General features: G+C 53.1%; 16 protein-coding genes and 2 pseudogenes. 15 read left to right on the forward strand and 3 right to left on the reverse strand.

What is annotated here, in order from left to right:
- The first annotated feature begins 4 nt into the window (after positions 1-4).
- The 13 genes from VIJ98_RS22785 (at position 5) to VIJ98_RS22845 (ending at position 13,940) form a co-directional block, all read left to right on the forward strand.
- Positions 5-1,186: an OmpP1/FadL family transporter gene (locus VIJ98_RS22785; protein ID WP_154157618.1), complete on the forward strand. Its 1,182-nt coding sequence runs from the start codon at positions 5-7 to the stop codon at positions 1,184-1,186.
- Between the two features lie 107 nt (positions 1,187-1,293).
- On the forward strand, positions 1,294-2,877 hold the full coding sequence (locus VIJ98_RS22790; protein WP_154157617.1) for an arylsulfatase: 1,584 nt from the start codon (positions 1,294-1,296) through the stop codon (positions 2,875-2,877).
- A 55-nt stretch (positions 2,878-2,932) separates the two neighbouring features.
- Complete coding sequence (locus tag VIJ98_RS22795; RefSeq protein WP_154157615.1) at positions 2,933-4,225, forward strand: anaerobic sulfatase maturase; 1,293 nt, start codon at positions 2,933-2,935, stop codon at positions 4,223-4,225.
- Positions 4,225-5,220, forward strand: coding sequence for a MoxR family ATPase (locus tag VIJ98_RS22800; RefSeq protein WP_154157613.1), 996 nt, complete (start codon positions 4,225-4,227; stop codon positions 5,218-5,220). The genes VIJ98_RS22795 and VIJ98_RS22800 overlap by 1 nt, the downstream gene beginning before the upstream one ends.
- Positions 5,220-6,146 (forward strand): DUF58 domain-containing protein, encoded by a 927-nt coding sequence (locus VIJ98_RS22805; protein WP_323271808.1) that lies wholly within the window; start codon positions 5,220-5,222, stop codon positions 6,144-6,146. Before VIJ98_RS22800 ends, VIJ98_RS22805 begins: the two co-directional genes overlap by 1 nt.
- Positions 6,127-6,564: a DUF4381 family protein gene (locus VIJ98_RS22810; RefSeq protein WP_154157611.1), complete on the forward strand. Its 438-nt coding sequence runs from the start codon at positions 6,127-6,129 to the stop codon at positions 6,562-6,564. Before VIJ98_RS22805 ends, VIJ98_RS22810 begins: the two co-directional genes overlap by 20 nt.
- Positions 6,557-7,534: a VWA domain-containing protein gene (locus VIJ98_RS22815; RefSeq protein WP_154157609.1), complete on the forward strand. Its 978-nt coding sequence runs from the start codon at positions 6,557-6,559 to the stop codon at positions 7,532-7,534. Before VIJ98_RS22810 ends, VIJ98_RS22815 begins: the two co-directional genes overlap by 8 nt.
- Positions 7,531-9,057 carry a VWA domain-containing protein gene (locus VIJ98_RS22820; protein WP_323271586.1) on the forward strand — a complete coding sequence of 509 codons (1,527 nt, stop codon included), beginning with the start codon at positions 7,531-7,533 and terminating at the stop codon, positions 9,055-9,057. Before VIJ98_RS22815 ends, VIJ98_RS22820 begins: the two co-directional genes overlap by 4 nt.
- Positions 9,054-10,070 (forward strand): oxygen tolerance domain protein, encoded by a 1,017-nt coding sequence (locus VIJ98_RS22825; RefSeq protein ID WP_323271587.1) that lies wholly within the window; start codon positions 9,054-9,056, stop codon positions 10,068-10,070. Before VIJ98_RS22820 ends, VIJ98_RS22825 begins: the two co-directional genes overlap by 4 nt.
- Positions 10,070-11,083, forward strand: a complete 1,014-nt coding sequence (locus VIJ98_RS22830; RefSeq protein ID WP_323271588.1) for an HAD family hydrolase — start codon at positions 10,070-10,072, stop codon at positions 11,081-11,083. The genes VIJ98_RS22825 and VIJ98_RS22830 overlap by 1 nt, the downstream gene beginning before the upstream one ends.
- Positions 11,043-11,417, forward strand: coding sequence for a YicS family protein (locus VIJ98_RS22835; RefSeq protein WP_154157601.1), 375 nt, complete (start codon positions 11,043-11,045; stop codon positions 11,415-11,417). The genes VIJ98_RS22830 and VIJ98_RS22835 overlap by 41 nt, the downstream gene beginning before the upstream one ends.
- Positions 11,418-11,456: 39 nt before the next feature.
- On the forward strand, positions 11,457-12,260 hold the full coding sequence (locus VIJ98_RS22840) for a hypothetical protein (RefSeq protein WP_323271589.1): 804 nt from the start codon (positions 11,457-11,459) through the stop codon (positions 12,258-12,260).
- A gap of 66 nt (positions 12,261-12,326) precedes the next feature.
- Positions 12,327-13,940, forward strand: a complete 1,614-nt coding sequence (locus VIJ98_RS22845; protein ID WP_154157598.1) for a mechanosensitive ion channel domain-containing protein — start codon at positions 12,327-12,329, stop codon at positions 13,938-13,940.
- Here the strand turns inward: VIJ98_RS22845 and VIJ98_RS22850 are convergent.
- Positions 13,937-15,010, reverse strand: a complete 1,074-nt coding sequence (locus VIJ98_RS22850; RefSeq protein WP_323271809.1) for a membrane-associated sensor domain-containing protein — start codon at positions 15,008-15,010, stop codon at positions 13,937-13,939. The two genes, VIJ98_RS22845 and VIJ98_RS22850, sit on opposite strands and share 4 nt — an antisense overlap.
- Positions 15,011-15,628: 618 nt before the next feature.
- Between VIJ98_RS22850 and VIJ98_RS22855 the strand changes: the two are divergent.
- Both VIJ98_RS22855 and VIJ98_RS22860 read left to right on the forward strand, forming a co-directional pair.
- Positions 15,629-15,718, forward strand: a pseudogene (locus tag VIJ98_RS22855) (DUF6434 domain-containing protein); the annotation flags it as partial.
- A 230-nt stretch (positions 15,719-15,948) separates the two neighbouring features.
- Entirely contained in the window at positions 15,949-16,341 is a 393-nt protein-coding gene (locus VIJ98_RS22860) for a VOC family protein (protein WP_154157596.1), read from the forward strand.
- Between the two features lie 153 nt (positions 16,342-16,494).
- Here VIJ98_RS22860 and VIJ98_RS22865 read toward each other — a convergent pair whose 3' ends face one another.
- Both VIJ98_RS22865 and VIJ98_RS22870 read right to left on the reverse strand, forming a co-directional pair.
- A complete protein-coding gene (locus VIJ98_RS22865; protein WP_323271590.1) occupies positions 16,495-16,872 on the reverse strand; it encodes a hypothetical protein in 378 nt (125 codons plus the stop codon).
- 49 nt (positions 16,873-16,921) lie between these two features.
- Positions 16,922-17,103 (reverse strand): annotated as a pseudogene (locus VIJ98_RS22870) (IS110 family transposase); the annotation flags it as partial.
- Positions 17,104-17,271: the final 168 nt, after the last annotated feature.

Genomic DNA, 17,271 nt, shown 5'->3' on the forward strand with positions numbered 1-17,271 from the left:
TTTCATGCGCAAAATAATACCTCTGGCTATTCTATTTAACATCTCATCAGCATGCGCAAGTGGACTTTATCTTTATGAAATTGGTACGGATGATGTAGGTCTGGCCGGTGCAGGTCAGGCGGCGCGTGCGCAGGATGCCTCAACGCTCTTTACCAATCCTGCTGGCATGACCCTGTTGCCAGATAAAATACTCACTGTGGGTGCGCAGGCTTTATATGGCGACGCGCCATACCGACTGGACGACGATGCACAACTGAGTGGTAACAGCCCTGGGAATGTCATTGGCTGGTTTCCCGGTGGCAGCGCTTTCTACTCGCAACGGATCAGCCCAACCGTCAGTGCCGGAGTAGGATTTTATGGCAACTACGGACTCGGCCTACATTTCGGCGACTGGGCTGGTGACAACCTGATTAAAGACAGTACGCTGCTGGCCGTAACGCTGATGCCCGCGCTGGCGTGGCAAATCAATGATGCCTTGTCGCTGGGTGCGGGTGTCGGGATCAACTATGGCCTGCTGAAAATCAAGCGCGCCCGAGGCGATGAGCTATCCGATCATGACTGGGCGCTCAACGGAAAAATAGGTGCGTTATGGCAGTTTACCCCACAAACGCGTGCCGGATTAACCTATGCCAGCCGGACCAATTATCACTTCAACGTTAACAACACGATCCGTCTTGACCAGCTGAATAATTCTCCTTCCTGGACGTTGCCTATCGCAGCCACCGTCAATACACCCCAACAAATCATGCTTAGCGTTTTCCATCAGTTGAACGATCGCTGGGCTGTTATGGGGGATGCGGGATGGCAGGACTGGAGCGATTACAGCAACAGCGAAATTACCGTGGCGGGCAATCAGGTGGGTGACAACGGGCGTCTGCGTGATACCTGGCACCTCGCACTCGGCACCCAGTTCAAACTCTCTGCTGACTGGACGTTAAACACCGGCGTTGCCTTTGACAGCAGCTTCTACCGCAACCAGCAGGATACCTCTCTGACGATGCCGTCTGGCGATACCTGGCGCTGGGGCGTCGGTGCGCGTTACCAACTCGATCCTGACAGCAGCATCGGCGCCGCCTTCGAATACGCGCACATTGACTCGTCACAGGTCGCATCGCCGCTGGTCAAAGGACGCTATGACAATCCTGCTCTCTATTTCTTTGGCATCAACTACAGCCGGACTTTCTGACCCGACCAACTAAGGAGGCGCATCACATAACTTACTGTCGAACGATTTTACCGGGCGGGCGATATATATGCCCTTCCTACGAGAGTCCACTTATCTGGAGCACAGAAATGTCAAAAGTGCCATTTTGCAAATCGCTGCTTGCCTCAATGTTGTCTGTTGCCTGCTGTGCGACCAGCGCTTATGCAGCCCCGGCCAGCAATACTACGACGGCGCCGGAGCAGAACAATCAGAAGCCCAACATTGTAGTGATATTCGGTGATGACATCGGGTACTGGAACGTCAGTACCTACAATCAGGGAATGCTGGGCTATCAAACGCCCAATATTGACAGCATTGCGGCCGAAGGTGCCAAGTTCACTTCTTACTATGCGGAACAAAGCTCTACCGCCGGTCGCTCATCCTTCATTACCGGGCAGATGCCGTTCCGTACCGGGATGAGTAAAGTTGGCATGCCCGGCGCACCGCAGGGACTGCAGAAAGAAGATCCCACCATTGCCAATATCCTCAAGCAACTCGGTTATGCCACCGGCCAGTTTGGTAAAAACCATCTTGGCGACCGCAATGAGTTTCTGCCTACCGCGCATGGCTTCGACGAATTTATAGGCAACCTCTATCACCTGAATGCCGAAGAGGAACCGGAGAACCCGGATTACCCGCAAGATCCTGAATACAAAAAACAGTTCGGCCCGCGTGGCGTCATTAAGTCCAGCGCGGACGGGAAAATTGAGGATACCGGCCCGTTAAATATCAAGCGTATGGAAACCGTTGATGAAGAGACCCTGGCGGCAAATAACGACTTTATGGAGCGACAGGTCAAAGCCAACAAGCCGTTCTTCACCTGGTACAACACCACGCGTATGCATAACAAAACCCATTTAAAACCGGCTGATAAAGGCGTAACCGGACTGGGTGACTATGCTGACGGCATGGTAGAGCACGACAAAATCGTCGGTGAAGTGCTGAAGAAAATCAAAGACCTCGGCATTGAAGATAATACCATTGTTGTTTACACCACTGATAACGGCCCGATGACGGCCACCTGGCCTGATGCCGGTATCACGCCGTTCCGTGGTGAGAAAAACACCGGCTGGGAGGGCGGATTCCGCGTGCCGGCAATGGTCAAATGGCCGGGGCATATTAAACCTGGCACCTTAATCAACGACATCTTCGGCAGTAATGACTGGTTCCCAACACTGGTTGCTGCAGCGGGCGTACCCGACATCAAACAGCAGTTACTCAAGGGTTATAAAACCAGTGCTATGACCTACAAAGTGCATCTGGATGGTTATAACCAGCTTGATTTCATCACCGGTAAAACGCAGGAGGATCCTCGCAAAGAATTCTTCTACTGGAGTGATGACGGTGATCTGCTGGCGATGCGGTACGGGCGCTGGAAAGCCCACTTCATGATCCAGGAACATTCAGGCATGGATGTGTGGAAATATCCGTTCGTTAAGCTGCGCGTCCCTCTGATTTTCGATCTGAAAATCGATCCGCTGGAAAAAGGCACTGATGGCATGGATTACAACCACTGGTTCTATGATCGCCTGTTCCTGCTCGGCGGTGCGCAGAAATATGCCACTGAAATGTTGCAAAGCTTCAAAGAGTTCCCGCCGCGTCAGAAACCGGGGTCATTTACCGTCTCTGATGTGTCGAAACTTATCGAGCAAGGCAGTCCGGCCACCAACTGATGCTCTGACCACAACACCGGGTGAACTACAATCACCCGGTACTCAGGAGGCGTTCATGAAATACAGCACAACGTTGCCGGTTAAACCGCTGCCTACGGCGGAAAAATTCAGCGGCAAGGGGCCGGCTTACACCCGCCGATTTCACGTCATGGCAAAGCCGACCGGGTCGCGTTGCAATATCGACTGCAACTACTGCTTTTACCTGCATAAAGAACAACTTCTGGAACAGGACAGACACAGCGGTATGAGCGATGAGGTGCTGGAGACCTTCATCCGACAATATATAGACAGCCAGGATGGTGAGCAGGTGGTTTTCTCCTGGCAAGGCGGCGAACCGACGCTGATGGGGCTGGAGTACTTCGAAAAAATCGTGGTACTGCAGAAGAAATATCAGAAACCGGGTCAGCGCATTGAAAACGATCTGCAGACCAACGGCATTCTGCTGAATGACAACTGGGCGCGCTTTTTGCGTCAGCACAATTTCCTGGTCGGCATTTCGATTGATGGCCCGGCGGAATTGCACGATCGCTACCGCGTGACGCGCAGCGGTAAACCCACGTTTGAAAAAGTGATGGCGGGCGTTGCCGCGTTGAAGCGTCATCATGTTCCCTTTAACGCTCTGGTTACCGTCAACCGCACCAACGCGCGCTTCCCGCTTGAGGTTTATCGTTTTCTGACGCGTGAATTGGGTGCCACTTATATCCAGTTCAACCCCTGCGTTGAGCCGGTTGATTTCAAGCAAACGGCACCGCAGTTCTGGCACGACGACACCATTCCGGTAACCGGTTCCCGCCGCGCGCGCCCCGGCGACCTCGACTCCATCGTCACCGACTGGTCTGTCGATCCGGATGATTGGGGACGCTTCTTAATTGCGGTGTTCGAAGAGTGGGTGAACAACGATTTAGGCCGCGTGCAGGTTAACCTGTTTGAAACGGCGGTGGCGCAGACCATGGGTATGCCGGCGCAGATATGCATCACCTCCGAGTTCTGCGGCAAAGGCCTGGCAATTGAGAAAAACGGCGACATCTTCTCCTGCGATCACTATGTCTATCCCGAATATAAGTTAGGCAATGTGCAGAGCACCAAACTGGCTCACATGGCCTTTTCCGAGCGGCAAAAAGCCTTTGGTTTAGGTAAGCGCGATACGCTGCCCGCTGCCTGCAAACGCTGTCCTTACCTGAAACTCTGTTATGGCGAATGCCCGAAAAACCGCATCGTCAGGAGCGAAGAAGGCGAGCTGGGCATGAATTATCTCTGCCCCGGCATTAAAGCGTTCTTTAATTATGCGCAGCCGATGCTGGTAGGCATCGCCACGCTGCTGGAGCGTCAGACGGTGGAACCAGCCTAATGAATAATCGTGAAAAGCTGCTGGCGCTGGAAGCCAGTATGAATCAGCAGGTGATTGGTCAGCAGGAGCTGGTGCGGATGCTGATCGTCGCCTTGTTGTGTGACGGACATGTGCTGCTGGAAGGCTTACCGGGTCTGGCGAAAACCCGTGCGGTGCGGGAACTAGCGCGTCACATCGAAGGCGAATTCCGCCGCATTCAGTTCACGCCTGACCTGCTGCCTTCCGACATTACCGGCAGCGAAATCTATCAGCAAAATGCCACACGCGAAGAGGATCAGTTTCGTTTTCGTCCCGGGCCGGTATTCGGCAACATTATCCTCGCCGATGAAATCAACCGCGCCTCAGCCCGCGTGCAGTCGGCGCTGCTGGAGGCGATGGAAGAGCGTCACGTGACCGTTGCGGGCAAAACCTGGCCGCTGCCGGGGATATTTATGGTGCTGGCGACACAAAACCCGGTCGATCAGGAAGGCACCTGGCCGTTACCCGAAGCCCAGCTCGACCGTTTTCTGATGAAGGTGATTGTTGATTACCCATCGAAAGAGAATGAGCAGTTGGTGATGCAGCTGGTGCGTGCTGAGCAGCAGGCAAAATACCAGGCAGCGCAGCATGAAGCTCCTACACCAGAAACTGACTTGCTGATCAGCCAACTAAACATCGCCGATTGCTGGCGTGAAATTGCCACAGTATATGTGGCGCCAACGGTAGAACAGTACATCGTTAATCTGGTGGAGATGACGCGTCATCCCGATCAGGTCAGCGATGCCTTTGCGAGTTATATCAGCCTGGGCATCAGCCCGCGCGGCACGCTGGCTCTGGACCGTTGCGGTCGCGCCTGCGCGTGGCTGGATGGTCGTGATGCTGTGTTGCCCGAAGATATTCAACGCATCGCACCGGCCGTGCTGCGCCATCGCCTGCTGCTGAGCTATCAGGCCAACGCCGACAACTGCACACCCGATCAGGCAATCGCCATGCTTCTTAATGCAGTGGTGGCATGATGCCGCAGCCGCTGACGCTGGAAATGGCCGATCTGATGGCGCTGGCAGGTGACGCTCAGCGACTCGATAATCCGCCGGGCCAAATCCCACCCGGCGCGTTAACCGGTGAACGCGTATCCCGCCAGCAGGGACGTGGGCTGAATTTCGACAGCCTACGTCGCTATCAGCCGGGCGATGACGTCAGGTTGATTGACTGGAAAGCTACCGCCCGCCTGCGTACACCGTGGATCCGTCTCTACAATGAGGAACGGGAACGCCCGGTATTTCTCCTCGTGGATCAGCGACTGGAGATGTACTTCGGTACCCGGCGGCAGATGAAATCGGTGGCCGCCGCAAACATTGCAGGATTGCTGGCATGGCGAAGCTGGCATGATGGTGATCGATTAGGCTGCGCGATATTGGGCGATGATGAACTGGCCCTGCATCCCTGTCGCGCGCCAAAACGCAACCTGATGCCGATCCTCACTGACATTCAGCGCATCAATGCTCAGCTTCCCGCGCATTATGCGCAACACCCTCGCCAAACCGTCTCCCTGTCAGACGCGCTGCAACGTATCGTCCGCCTGCTGCCTTCCGGCAGCTGGTTGGGGATTATCAGTGATTTTCACGACCTTGATGCGCGCTGTGATGCGGTGTTAGCTCATCTGCGCCGCCGCTGCGAAATTACCGCCTACGTCACGCTGGATGATCTTCATCGCCGCCTGCCGCCACGCGGCCAGCTGGCGGCTTATTACCAGGATGTCAGCACCACACTCAATCTCACCTCACAGCTCAGAGATCGGGTTCAGCAAAGCGTTACTGAGCGTCTGTCGCTGCAGCAGCGCCGGTTACAGCGCCTGGGTGTCACGGTTAAAACCGTGGTTACCGGTGAGGCGGTTCTGCCGCAGCTACAACAGGAGGACGTGCATGCTGGCAAAAGGATTTAGCACGCCGGAACTGGCTCATCCCGCTTTGCCTGGCGCCGCCTCATGGTTCCCGTTACCGGCAGGCTGGATGGTGCTCGGCGTGATGCTGTTGCTGGCGATGTTGATTGCCATGCTAATAGGGCTCGCTCGCTTTCGTCGCAATCGCTGGCGCCGCGAAGCGAGAAAGCAGCTCGGGCAACAGCAGGTAGATGGCTGGATTGCACTGGTTAAGCGGGTGCTTCTGGTGCAACACCCGCGCGCCCAGGTCAGTCAGTGGCAATCACCGGAACAGCTTCTGGCGCAAACATCGCTGGACGAAGAATTGCGCACGCTAATGTGTCGTCGCTATTGTCAGCCGGACAATCAGCTGGAAAGCAGTATCAATCAGCGTATTTCCCAACAGTTACGCCACTGGCTGGAGACGCTGCCTCATGTCTGAGTTTATTTCGCGCATCGATTTTGCCTGGCCGTGGGCGGGCGTGCTGCTTTTTTTACCGTTGTTGACTCATTATCTGCTTCCTGCAAAGCAGCCGGTTACTGAACAGGTTCGGGTCCCTTTTTTACCGGAACTGGCTGAAGCCCTTCAACTCTCTGCGCCCGCACCGCAAGCCAGCTGGCAATATCGGCTGCTGTTCTGGGCGGTATGGATATTAATGATTGCTGCACTTGCCCGGCCGGAATACCTGATGCCGCCAAAAACGCTGATAAAACCTATGCGCAATATTGTGCTGATTCTGGATGTTTCCGGCTCAATGGAAAAAAACGACGGTCAGAATGGTCAGTCGCGCTTACAGGCGGTTCAGCAAACGGTGCGCACTTTTATCAGCCAGCGCAAAAATGATCGTATCGGTCTGGTTATTTTTTCCAGTCAGGCATGGCCTTTCGCGCCGATCAGCGAAGATAAGCAGGCGCTGCAGTCGCGCATCAGCCAGCTCGCACCGGGCATGATTGGTCAGCAAACGGCAATAGGCGATGCGCTGGGTGTGGCGGTGAAACTGCTGGACCACAGCCTTGAAGCCGATGCCTCGAAAATGGCGATTCTGCTGACAGATGGCAACGACACCGCCTCTCAACTGCAACCCACGCTCGCCGCCCAGCTCGCCGCCTCGCATCACGTTATGGTGCACACCATCGCCTTTGGTGATGTCAACAGCAGCGGTGAGGATAAAGTCGATACGGCGCTGCTGGAAAACATTGCTCATATCACCGGCGGTAACGCGTGGCGCGCCGCAACCAACCGCGATGCGCTGGCGCAGGTCTGGCAGCAAATTGATGCGCAGACGCCGGAACAGGTGAAAACGCTGGGTTTATCCTGGCATCGTCCGCTGTTTATCTGGCCGTTAGCCCTCGCGTTACTTGTGTTACTGCTGTTTGCCATTAGCAGCACCATGATGAGGCGACGCCCATGAGCGATTTCCACTTCATTTATCCCTGGCGATTACTGGGTTTGCTGCTTTGTCCGCTGCTCTATTTTTTGGCCCAGCGCTCAGGCAGTGCCTGGCATCGTGTGATGGAAAAGCCGTTTGCGGATGCGTTGATCAAAGGTCAGCGCGTGCGGGCGCGACAAGTACTGCCGTGGCTGTTTGCCTTAGGTGTTCTGGCGTTAGCCGGTCCGAGCTGGCAACGTGACTTGCCTGCCGCCTTCACGCCAGAAAACAATGTGATGGTGATCATGCAGCAGGATCTCAGCATGATGGCGCAGGATGTGCCGCCTGACCGTCATCAGCGTATGCAGCAGAAAATTGCCGCGCTGATGGCGCAGCTGCCCGGCAGCCACTTTGGTTTAGTGGTTTACAGTGCAAATGCCTGGCTCACCACACCACTGACCAATGATGCGGATTTTTATAACCTCTTCCTGACGGCACAGCAGCCCACGCTGGTACCACAGGGCGAGGGGTCAGGACTGCGGCAGGCGGTCGCCCTTGCGCTTAAAAATCTGCCTTCAACGCCTGACGCTCCACGTGCGCTAATACTGGTTGCTGATAGTGTCCCACAGCAGGACGCAGACTGGCTGCGGCAGCAAAATCTGCCGCTGCAGATCTGGGTGGCGGGCACGGCCAACGGCGGCAGATTGCCGGAAGCGCAGGCATCTCAGGGTATTGATACGCGACTTAACGTCGCGCGCTTCGAGCAAATTCGCGATGGCGGCATTCCGGTGACGCTGGTCTCTGCCGAAGATGATGATCTGCGCGCGATCAACGGTAACATTCAGCAGAGCGTGACGGCGCAGCAGAACAGCCGACAGGATTTGCAGTGGAAGAACAGCGGCTATCTGCTGGTCATTCCTATATTGCTGCTGTTACTGCTGTGGCGGCAACAGCTGCTCTGTCTGGCTGTCGTGATGCTGCCGTTATTTATCTGGTCTCCCGGCAGTTCAGCCGCACTGCTGGACGCCTGGGTCCGCCCCGATGTGCAGGGACAATTCGCCTTCAATCACGGTAACTATGATGCCGCCGCCCAGCGTTTTCAGGATCCGTTGCGACGCGGCATCGCCTTCTATTACGCGCAGGATTACGTCCAGGCGCTGGGGGCTTTTCGTCAGGTTCCCGCCACGGCTGAAAGTCTGTTGTGGATTGGCAACTGTTACGCTCAGCAAAAATCCTGGCAGCAGGCGCTGAACAGCTACGACCAGGCACTGAGTTTACGGCCTGAATGGGCAATGGCTCAGGAGAACCGGGCGAAGATTGCCCGTATCATCATGCAGTTGCGGCAGAAAGAACGCGACCGGCAGGCCGATCAGCATGAGCAAAAAGATGAAGACCCTGACGCCATCAAGCACGATCTCAAACCCGATCAGGGCGTGAACCAGCTGGATATGAAGCCTATCGCCGCCGCCGCGCCTTCAGCTGAACAGTGGTACAGCAATCTCACCCTTTCGCCCGGCGGTTTACTGGAAAATCTCTACCGCTCAGCGCCGGCGGAGGCACCATGAAGCGACTTCTTCTTTGTCTGCTGTTGCTACTTAGCCTGCCGGTGCGCGCCGAAATGACCATGACGCGTGAGTTGATTGCCCCGGAACAACTGGTGCCGGGACAGCCGATCACCATTGCTGTGACCTTCTGGACGGACAGCTGGTTTAATCCACCGCCGCAATGGCCAGAAATGGTGATTGAAAACGGAAACCTGCTTAACACGCCGCTGCCCAACCAACTGGTTACGCGCATTAGCGACGGTATCAGCTGGAGCGGCATCCGCATGGAACGTCAGGTAATGGCGTGGGATCAGGGCACGCTTCGCTTTCCTGCCGCTGATGTGGTGATGCGTTCGGCGAATCAGCCGCCAAAAACGGTGTCGCTGCCGACCCTGCAAAAATCGGTTAACTGGCCTGCCGATGTACGTCAGCCGGACCGTTTTTTACCCGCCAGCACTCTGGAACTCTCGCAGCAATGGCAACTTTACCGCGCAACTGAAGATAAGCAGTTACATGTTGGTGACGTGATTGAGCGTGTGGTGACATTGCGCGCCACTGATGTGATAACGGTGCAAATCCCGCAGCTGCTGTATGCCATTCCCGGTTCCGGTGCGCAACGTTTGCCGCCAATCAATAGCAACCTGACGCAAGGGCGGGATGAGATTGTCGGCGCCCAGCGTGAAGAACGGCTGCGATATCTGCCTTCTCAGTCCGGCGAACTGGTGATCCCGCCTTTGCGTTTACGTTGGTGGGATACACGCCAGCATCAGTGGCAACTGGCCGAATTACCCGGTGCGCATTACACCATTGCGGCAGCGCGTCCAGCTGGCAGTGAAAAGACGCTGAAAGCTCGCGCCCCGACGCACTGGAAGCCGTTGTTGGCGGGATCGGCGATGGTGCTGGCGCTGCTTCTTCTGGGCTTCTTTTTCCGACGCACTCTTAGCTATAGCCTGCAACGGCTGCTTCATCGCACGCGCGAATACTGGCGGATCGTCCCGCTGCCTGACCTCATTCCGACCAAAAGGAAAAGATGATGAAATTAAAACCCCTGCTGGCATTGCTGATTACTGCTCATCTTGGTTCGGCTTTTGCGGCAGACGATCCGCTCAGTAGCTGGAATGAGGGTCACGCCAAACAGGCTATTGAGACGTGGGTGCAAGAAACCACCACAGCGAATAGCAAAGACTTCATTCCTGTCAGTCAGCGTTATGTGGTGTTTGATAATGACGGCACATTGTGGCCGGAAGCGCCGCTGACGTTTCAGCTGCAATTCGTTATTGATGAAATTAAACGCCTCGCCCCACAGCATCCGGAATGGAAAAGTGATGCGTTGGTGCAGGCAGTGATTAACGACGATATGAAATCTGTGATGCAGGCGGGTAAAAAGGGGCTGATGCAGCTGATGGCATTGACGCACAGCGGCATGACGACGGAAGAATTTAGCCAGCGCGTCAGTAACTGGGTCGATAGCCACCGGCATGCACGTTTTGGCTGTCGTTATGATCAGCTGGGCTATCAGCCGATGCGCCAGCTGCTCGATTACCTGCGCGCTAACGGTTTCAAAACCTGGATTGTGTCCGGCGGCGGCATCGATTTTATGCGCGTACTGACCGAAAAAATGTACGGCATCCCGCCCGAACAGGTGGTCGGCTCCTTTTCGCTGAGTGAGTTCTCTCTGACTGACAACGGTACGCAATTACGTAAAACCATGAACGGCGCGTTTTACGATGACGAAGCGATGAAACCGGTCGCCATCCATCTGTTCATGGGGCGGCGTCCGGTCGGTGCCTTCGGTAACAGCGACGGCGATGTGCCGATGCTGCAATACACCTCCGCCAATCCGACGTACAAATCCTTTGGTCTACTGGTTCATCACACCGATGCTGCGCGTGAATATGCCTACGACGCGCATCCGCCCGCCAGTGGCAAACTTATTAGCGGGCTCAAACTCGCACCGCAAAAGGGTTGGGTCATCGTCGATATGAAGAAAGAGTGGAAAACGGTGTTTGACCCTGCGCAATGTGCCGCTGATCAAAGCAGTAAGTGAATTACTTAAGCTGATTTTAAATATGGCCGAAACGGGCCGGGAGTTAAGAATGAAATATCTGATAGCGATCGTAATGATGCTGTTGTCACAAACGCCTGCGCTTGCGAACTCTGCTTATGAAAATCTGGCCTTTGCACTAAGGCAGCAAAAGATTACCGATGACCTGCGCCACAAGTGTGACATACCGACGTCGGTTTCCGATGAACAATTACGCACTCACTTTCTGGACAGTACTCATGATAACTCTGCCGTGCTGTCAGCCGTAAAAGCGCTGACCGAAAACAATCAACAGCGGTATCAGACCTTTCTGAGCCAGGTCAAATGCCCGGACTGACTATCACGTGAGTAAATGCGGGCTGGCTGGAGAGTAGCAATGACACGAAATAATGGGATTGTATGGAGCTGGTCTTTCTGGCTGCTGATTTCAAGCCAGATGGCTGTTAGTGCTGAAGTTAATGATAATCGCGACAAGCTTGATGATGATCCAACAAAGGTAACGACCAAAGTGGGCATCTCGTGGTCGAATACTTATGACATGGACGACAGTAATCTCTCTTTCTCAGGATCTGTCGCGCTGGATCAGGCAAAAAAACTGAATGCACGTGTCAACAGCGATGCCAGCGAGTGGCGTGTGGGCGGGTCATGGCTGTTTCCGGTAGGCATCGTTAACTTTAATTTTGGTAAAAACCAATATACCAATGGCGCCTCCCAGACTAACTATTCCGTCGGAACCTTTGTCCCTCTCAGCTATTTTGGCTTCGCGCCAGCCGGTTTCCAGATATTCCCCATGGCTGGATATACCTACAACACCGGTGAGATAACCGGCTGCAGCACCGGAAATCCAGCAGATTGTAAAGCGCCTCAGTTCGCTGATGGTATTCCCTCCGAATATGGGTTCAGCACCATCACCACTTCCGGTAGCAGCGGCTATCTGGGTGCCTTTACCCTCCGCCCTTTGAGTTCTGAACTGACGATGATCGGCTTTGCAGCAGGCTCTTATGGGTCAAAAAATGAGGAAGGTGAACATTACCGGGGCTATTTTGGCGGGATCGGCGCTAGTTACAAATTTGATAAACACAGTTCAGTTAACCTTCTGACGTTCATTATGGACAACAACACCTATCTGGACGATCCCGACAAACGCTTTCTGATTTCGTATACCTGGCAATTTCAATAATGCGTATTGATGGCTGCCTTACGGATGGATTTACCGCCAGGCAATGTACGACTTCTGGAGGCAAAAATGATTAAAGCGGTGATGTGTCTGTGCGGTTTCCTGCTGCTCCTCACTTTCCAAAACGCACTGGGCGCGGAGCCGCGTCAGGCGCCTTCGGCACAGGAAAAAGCGCGGACGTTGTATCTGCTTAATCAGCCAGTAGTGATGCTGCAGGCGAAATTTGGCCTGACCACGCCAGAGGAGCGCGTCCAGCGCATCGTGTCGATATTGCGTACGCTTGATGATAATGACCTTGCTCAACCGGTAAAGATGCACACGTTGACGCGCTACCAACAGTCAGCTGTGCTTTTTTCCGTCAACGGCAAACCTTTTATGTTACTGGCGCAGGGCGATCTGGATGAAGGGGATGATCTGACGCTGGAACAGGCCGCAGAGCGCCTCCGGTTCCGGCTGGACACGCTGAGGCAATCATTGTCTGAGCAGTACTCATCGCGATATCTGTTGCTCTCAGTGGGTAAAAGCCTTGTGGGTGCGCTACTGCTGATCGCGTTTATCCTGTTTGCCCTGCGCTCTTATGCCTGGCTGAAGCGGATATATGACGCAAGACGTGCTCAGCGGAAAAGTTTCCCGGGTGCACTGCGCACTTTTCTTGGTCCCATTGAGGTACGGCTGTATGCCATTGTGCTTACCGTGGCCTTCCTCGTGGCATTTTACATCTGGGTCAGTTGGGTGTTGCGGCTCTTTCCCTGGACGCGGATTTGGGGCATGGAGCTGGGGCGTTATGCGGTAGGGCTGCTGCAACATCTCGGGCTGGCAATCTTTTCGGCGCTGCCGGGTATGCTGATTGTTGTCGTCATCTTCCTGATTACGGGGCTGGTGACGCGATTGCTCCGGCTGGTACTAAAACGCGTTGAGACCGGGCAGTTACACCTGCCGGGCCTGCATCCGGATACCGTTGGCGTCACCCGGAAACTCATCAGCGTTGTCATCTGGTTATTCGCCTTATCGGCGGCGTATCCATTTTTACCCGGCGCTAATTCGCTCGCATTCAAAGGGATTAGCGTTTTCTTCGGACTGATGCTGACGCTGGGCTCGGCAGGCGTAATGAACCATGCCATGAGCGGCCTGGTGCTGACCTATTCCCGCGCGCTGCGAAAAGGCGAAGTGATCAGGATTGCCGAGCATGAAGGCGTCGTCAGCGAGGTGGGCATGCTGGCAACGAAAATTCTGACCCGCGAGAATTACGAGGTGACGGTTCCCAACGCGGTGGTCGTCAGCGGCAGAATCGTAAACCTGAGCGCCACATTGAAAGGCGACGGCGTCAATATGACGACCAGCGTCACCATTGGTTATGACACGCCCTGGCGTCAGGTTGAAGCGATGCTGGAGCTGGCCGCCAGTCGCACACAAGGAGTTAACCGCAGCATTACCCCAGTGGTCCGCCAGCTGGCGCTGCAGGACTGGTATGTGGCTTATGAACTTCAGGTCCGGCTTCAGGCGGGAGAATCGCTGGCCGGGGTAAGAAGTATTCTTCACGGACATATACAGGATGTGTTCAATGAATTCGGCGTGCAGATCATGTCGCCTAACTTCATCAGTCAGCCGGATCAGCCAGTGATTGTGACAAAGTCAAACTGGTTTTCGCCTCCTGCGAACAAGGATGTCCGCGATGAAGGTTAAGCCTGGTTTTGCTTTACCCACCGATTTCGTCCCTGCTGTTTTGACCGGTAGAGTGCTTCATCAGCGCGGGCAATAATGCCGGCCGCGCTATCACTACTGCCGGAAACCGCGATGCCCATGCTCACAGTTACCGTTTTGCTGACCTCGGATGCGAGATGCGCCAGCGCTGTTTCATGCAGGCTTGCCTGGATACGTTCTGCAACCAAAGCGGCTTCGTCGAGTGAGGCCGCTGGCAGCACCACCACAAACTCCTCCCCTCCGTAGCGTGCTACCAGATCGGCGGGCGTGCGAACCGACAATTTCAAAACCTCGGCGACTTTTGCCAGACAATCATCCCCGGCCTGATGGCCGTAATGGTCGTTGTAGCGTTTGAAATAGTCTACATCGAGCATGATCAGTGCAAACGGCAAAGTCTGGTGGATAGCGTCCTTGAGATAGTTTTCCAAAGATCGCCGGTTTGCTGTTCCGGTGAGTGCATCCTGATGCGCCATGACATCAAGTCGCGCGATGAGCATCCTGTTCTCCTGATAACGCCGCCATGCTTCATCAAACCAGCGCTGCAGGATATAGCGGCCATATATGAGAATGGCGGTGAGGATGAGCCAGACCAGCAAGAATCGCACGCTGATACCCTGATTAAGTTGCATGCTTGCCAGCAGAGCGGTTAACCATAACGGGGTGAGGAATAGCAAAAGAGCTATTGGGTGATAATAGAGCGCGGCCAGGGCGGTGAGCATAAGAATCACACTAAGGGGCCACGCAAAGGGCAAGTGCCACCAGACGAGAAAATGATAGCTACAGTAGCTCCACATCAAACTGAGAATCAGCAGCAAACCAAGGCTTACGGTAGTAAATCTGGCGGGAAGACGGTAGATCAACAAGGCCAGTAAGCAGGATAAAGCAATGATGCTGACTGCAATGCCATTAATTAGAGGAAGTATTTCTGCCTGATTGCTGATTGAACGGTCAAAACCGCTAATGAGGACATTGCGAAACAAAATTATCAAAGCAAAGCTGACGTTCACAAACGTGAACCAGGGAATACTGACGTGTAACGCTTGCCTGACCATATCATTACGGTCCTGCCATTCTATCGCCGTATCAAAAGCACGTCGTTGACCGCCAGAACGCTGATCCATCCCTGAATGCCTCACAGATGAGTAAATACTATTCATTGTAATACAGCGAAAAAATTCAGGTTGAAATGCCAGTCTGATAAATCAGAGTTAAATTCAAGGAGATAAATGCAAGGCCCAAATTTTTTGTAGTTTGACGTTGCCACAGCTATTCAATGATAAACGGAACAGGCTGTATGGTCAGGATCATATCTGGTACCAAGAGACATCCGGCACTTCACTCTTCAGTTTAAAAGTCTATATGAATTAATGTTCATCATCCCCTGAACCCTTCAGGTATCGCATAATCGGCACTGGACACGATAGTGATATCCCGACGTGAAGTTCGGGTCTTAACCGAAAGCCTACGCCCCTTCGAGATAAAGCGGGCAAGCTTTGTCTACCATTGCTTCTGAGTGTGCTGCGCGCCTTCTTGCTTGCTACAACAAGCTAATATTGACGCGCTGCCTATAACAGAATTCGCGACCCAGCTAAGTGCTTGAAGCGGGCATTTCAAAGTCAGCGTGTTAAATTTGAAAACCGCTATCGTTTGTTTAAAACAGGAGTCAACAAGTGAAAATCGATTGGCATAGTTCTTCATTAACACGTTTGACAATGGTGGATAAAGACTACAAAAACACACAAAACGTTCGCCGTTTCATGGCAACGTCCACCTTGATCAAGGATAGCGTTGCATCGACCCGTTGAACTCACAGCTCATAGCGGGCATTCGCTCCTTGCATCAGTCAACTTTGTGCCAGAAGCAGACGTTAAGAACCTCTGTAGGTACCCCAAATAATTATGGTAAATGTAGTGGTGGAAGATGCTTTGCTAGTTGTTTATCAGAAACTATTCAGCGAGTATTTCTGATAAAAAGATTAGAGAGCTACACGATGAAAATAGATTTAATAGATCATATACATGTATACGTTGAAAATATTGAGCAGGCCGAGCACTGGTATAATCAGGTAATTGGATTTTCACGCGATACATCGCTGAACTTCTGGTTTGAACAGGGTGGGCCGCTGGTCATAAAGAATAATAGGGCAGCACTTTCACTTTTCCTGAGAAAACACCAGTATCCCGGACATACGATCGCTTTCGCAGTTGGAGTTCCTAGTTTCATCGAGTTAATACCGGCCCTCAATAAGAACAAAATTCCTTTCACTGTATGTGACCACGATGTATCGATGTCCGTATACTTTAGCGATCTTAGTAATAACAAGATCGAAGTAACGTCTTACGATTACATTCAGGCAAAGCAGTTACTAAATAGCTTAACTTGACCATACGTCTATCAGTCTCTGACTTTTCAACATAGTTTCAACTAAACATACTGATAGTTTACAAACAGGCCTGAGATATTAATGTCCGCTGTTCGCTCAAAGTTGCCTGTCATGTCTCTTTTAGAAACAGGCTTAACGTAGGAACATTAATCATCAAAAACATGCTTGTTGAGTTATGCGTTTTCCCACCAATACCACTTTGAAGCTTTGGGGGTCGGCATTGAGTACCGCATAGCGTATCTGCGGACAAATCAGTTCTAAGCTTCGTTTGCTACAATCAAGCTGTATTAAAGTGCGTGCGCCAGATTGGGTTTGCACCCTATTGGTCTCAGGATAATCGCTGCAATCAAATCCTTCTTTACTTAACTTTTCTTTCGCCGAAACCAAGCTCATTCCGATAACATTTAGGCTCTCGACTTCTCTGGCATGCGATTTTTCAGAAACTCGAGTCAGTGAGCACCCGCTCAGTAATTGAGCGAAGAGTAAGGGGAATATAAGGGTTAATATCTTTTTATTGTTTGTTCTCAGCATAACGCGACCCTTTAGGTTTATACCGTTGAGCGATATTTTTAAATTATGCGCCAGCTTCATGCAGCGAAAGAGCTAACCGTTCGTGATAAACGCCGGTTGCTTCCATAATAAGGTGAACGTCCTCCAAGCCACAGTGCTGCATTCGAAGCCAGCGGATGATATTAGCTGCAGCACTACTGTCATTTTTTTCTTTTTGGTCCGTATACGACCCTTTATGCCATCATAGAGGATGCAAAGGTCATATACCTACAGGAAACATTTTCCTTCTTTTCTCACATTGACCGTCACGCCTGTTCGCCTTGTACATTCGGAGTCATGCTCACGGTAACCGTTCAACAAAATGTGCTGGCGTGTAAGGTGAAACGGAGGGCCGCAAGCTGTCAGGCAGGATCAGTAATT

It is taken from the genome of Pantoea sp. S18 (genome assembly GCF_045689705.1).
GTDB lineage: Bacteria > Pseudomonadota > Gammaproteobacteria > Enterobacterales > Enterobacteriaceae > Pantoea > Pantoea symbiotica.

Bases quoted from the DNA above. Each gene is read 5' to 3' on its own strand.
- VIJ98_RS22800 (WP_154157613.1), top strand. From the start codon at position 4,225: ATGAATAATCGTGAAAAGCTGCTGGCGCTGGAAGCCAGTATGAATCAG.
- VIJ98_RS22810 (WP_154157611.1), top strand. From the start codon at position 6,127: ATGCTGGCAAAAGGATTTAGCACGCCGGAACTGGCTCATCCCGCTTTG.
- VIJ98_RS22850 (WP_323271809.1), bottom strand. From the start codon at position 15,010: ATGGTCAGGCAAGCGTTACACGTCAGTATTCCCTGGTTCACGTTTGTG.
- VIJ98_RS22825 (WP_323271587.1), top strand. From the start codon at position 9,054: ATGAAGCGACTTCTTCTTTGTCTGCTGTTGCTACTTAGCCTGCCGGTG.
- VIJ98_RS22785 (WP_154157618.1), top strand. From the start codon at position 5: ATGCGCAAAATAATACCTCTGGCTATTCTATTTAACATCTCATCAGCA.
- VIJ98_RS22840 (WP_323271589.1), top strand. From the start codon at position 11,457: ATGACACGAAATAATGGGATTGTATGGAGCTGGTCTTTCTGGCTGCTG.
- VIJ98_RS22820 (WP_323271586.1), top strand. From the start codon at position 7,531: ATGAGCGATTTCCACTTCATTTATCCCTGGCGATTACTGGGTTTGCTG.
- VIJ98_RS22860 (WP_154157596.1), top strand. From the start codon at position 15,949: ATGAAAATAGATTTAATAGATCATATACATGTATACGTTGAAAATATT.
- VIJ98_RS22865 (WP_323271590.1), bottom strand. From the start codon at position 16,872: ATGCTGAGAACAAACAATAAAAAGATATTAACCCTTATATTCCCCTTA.
- VIJ98_RS22790 (WP_154157617.1), top strand. From the start codon at position 1,294: ATGTCAAAAGTGCCATTTTGCAAATCGCTGCTTGCCTCAATGTTGTCT.
- VIJ98_RS22795 (WP_154157615.1), top strand. From the start codon at position 2,933: ATGAAATACAGCACAACGTTGCCGGTTAAACCGCTGCCTACGGCGGAA.
- VIJ98_RS22830 (WP_323271588.1), top strand. From the start codon at position 10,070: ATGAAATTAAAACCCCTGCTGGCATTGCTGATTACTGCTCATCTTGGT.
- VIJ98_RS22815 (WP_154157609.1), top strand. From the start codon at position 6,557: ATGTCTGAGTTTATTTCGCGCATCGATTTTGCCTGGCCGTGGGCGGGC.
- VIJ98_RS22845 (WP_154157598.1), top strand. From the start codon at position 12,327: ATGATTAAAGCGGTGATGTGTCTGTGCGGTTTCCTGCTGCTCCTCACT.
- VIJ98_RS22805 (WP_323271808.1), top strand. From the start codon at position 5,220: ATGCCGCAGCCGCTGACGCTGGAAATGGCCGATCTGATGGCGCTGGCA.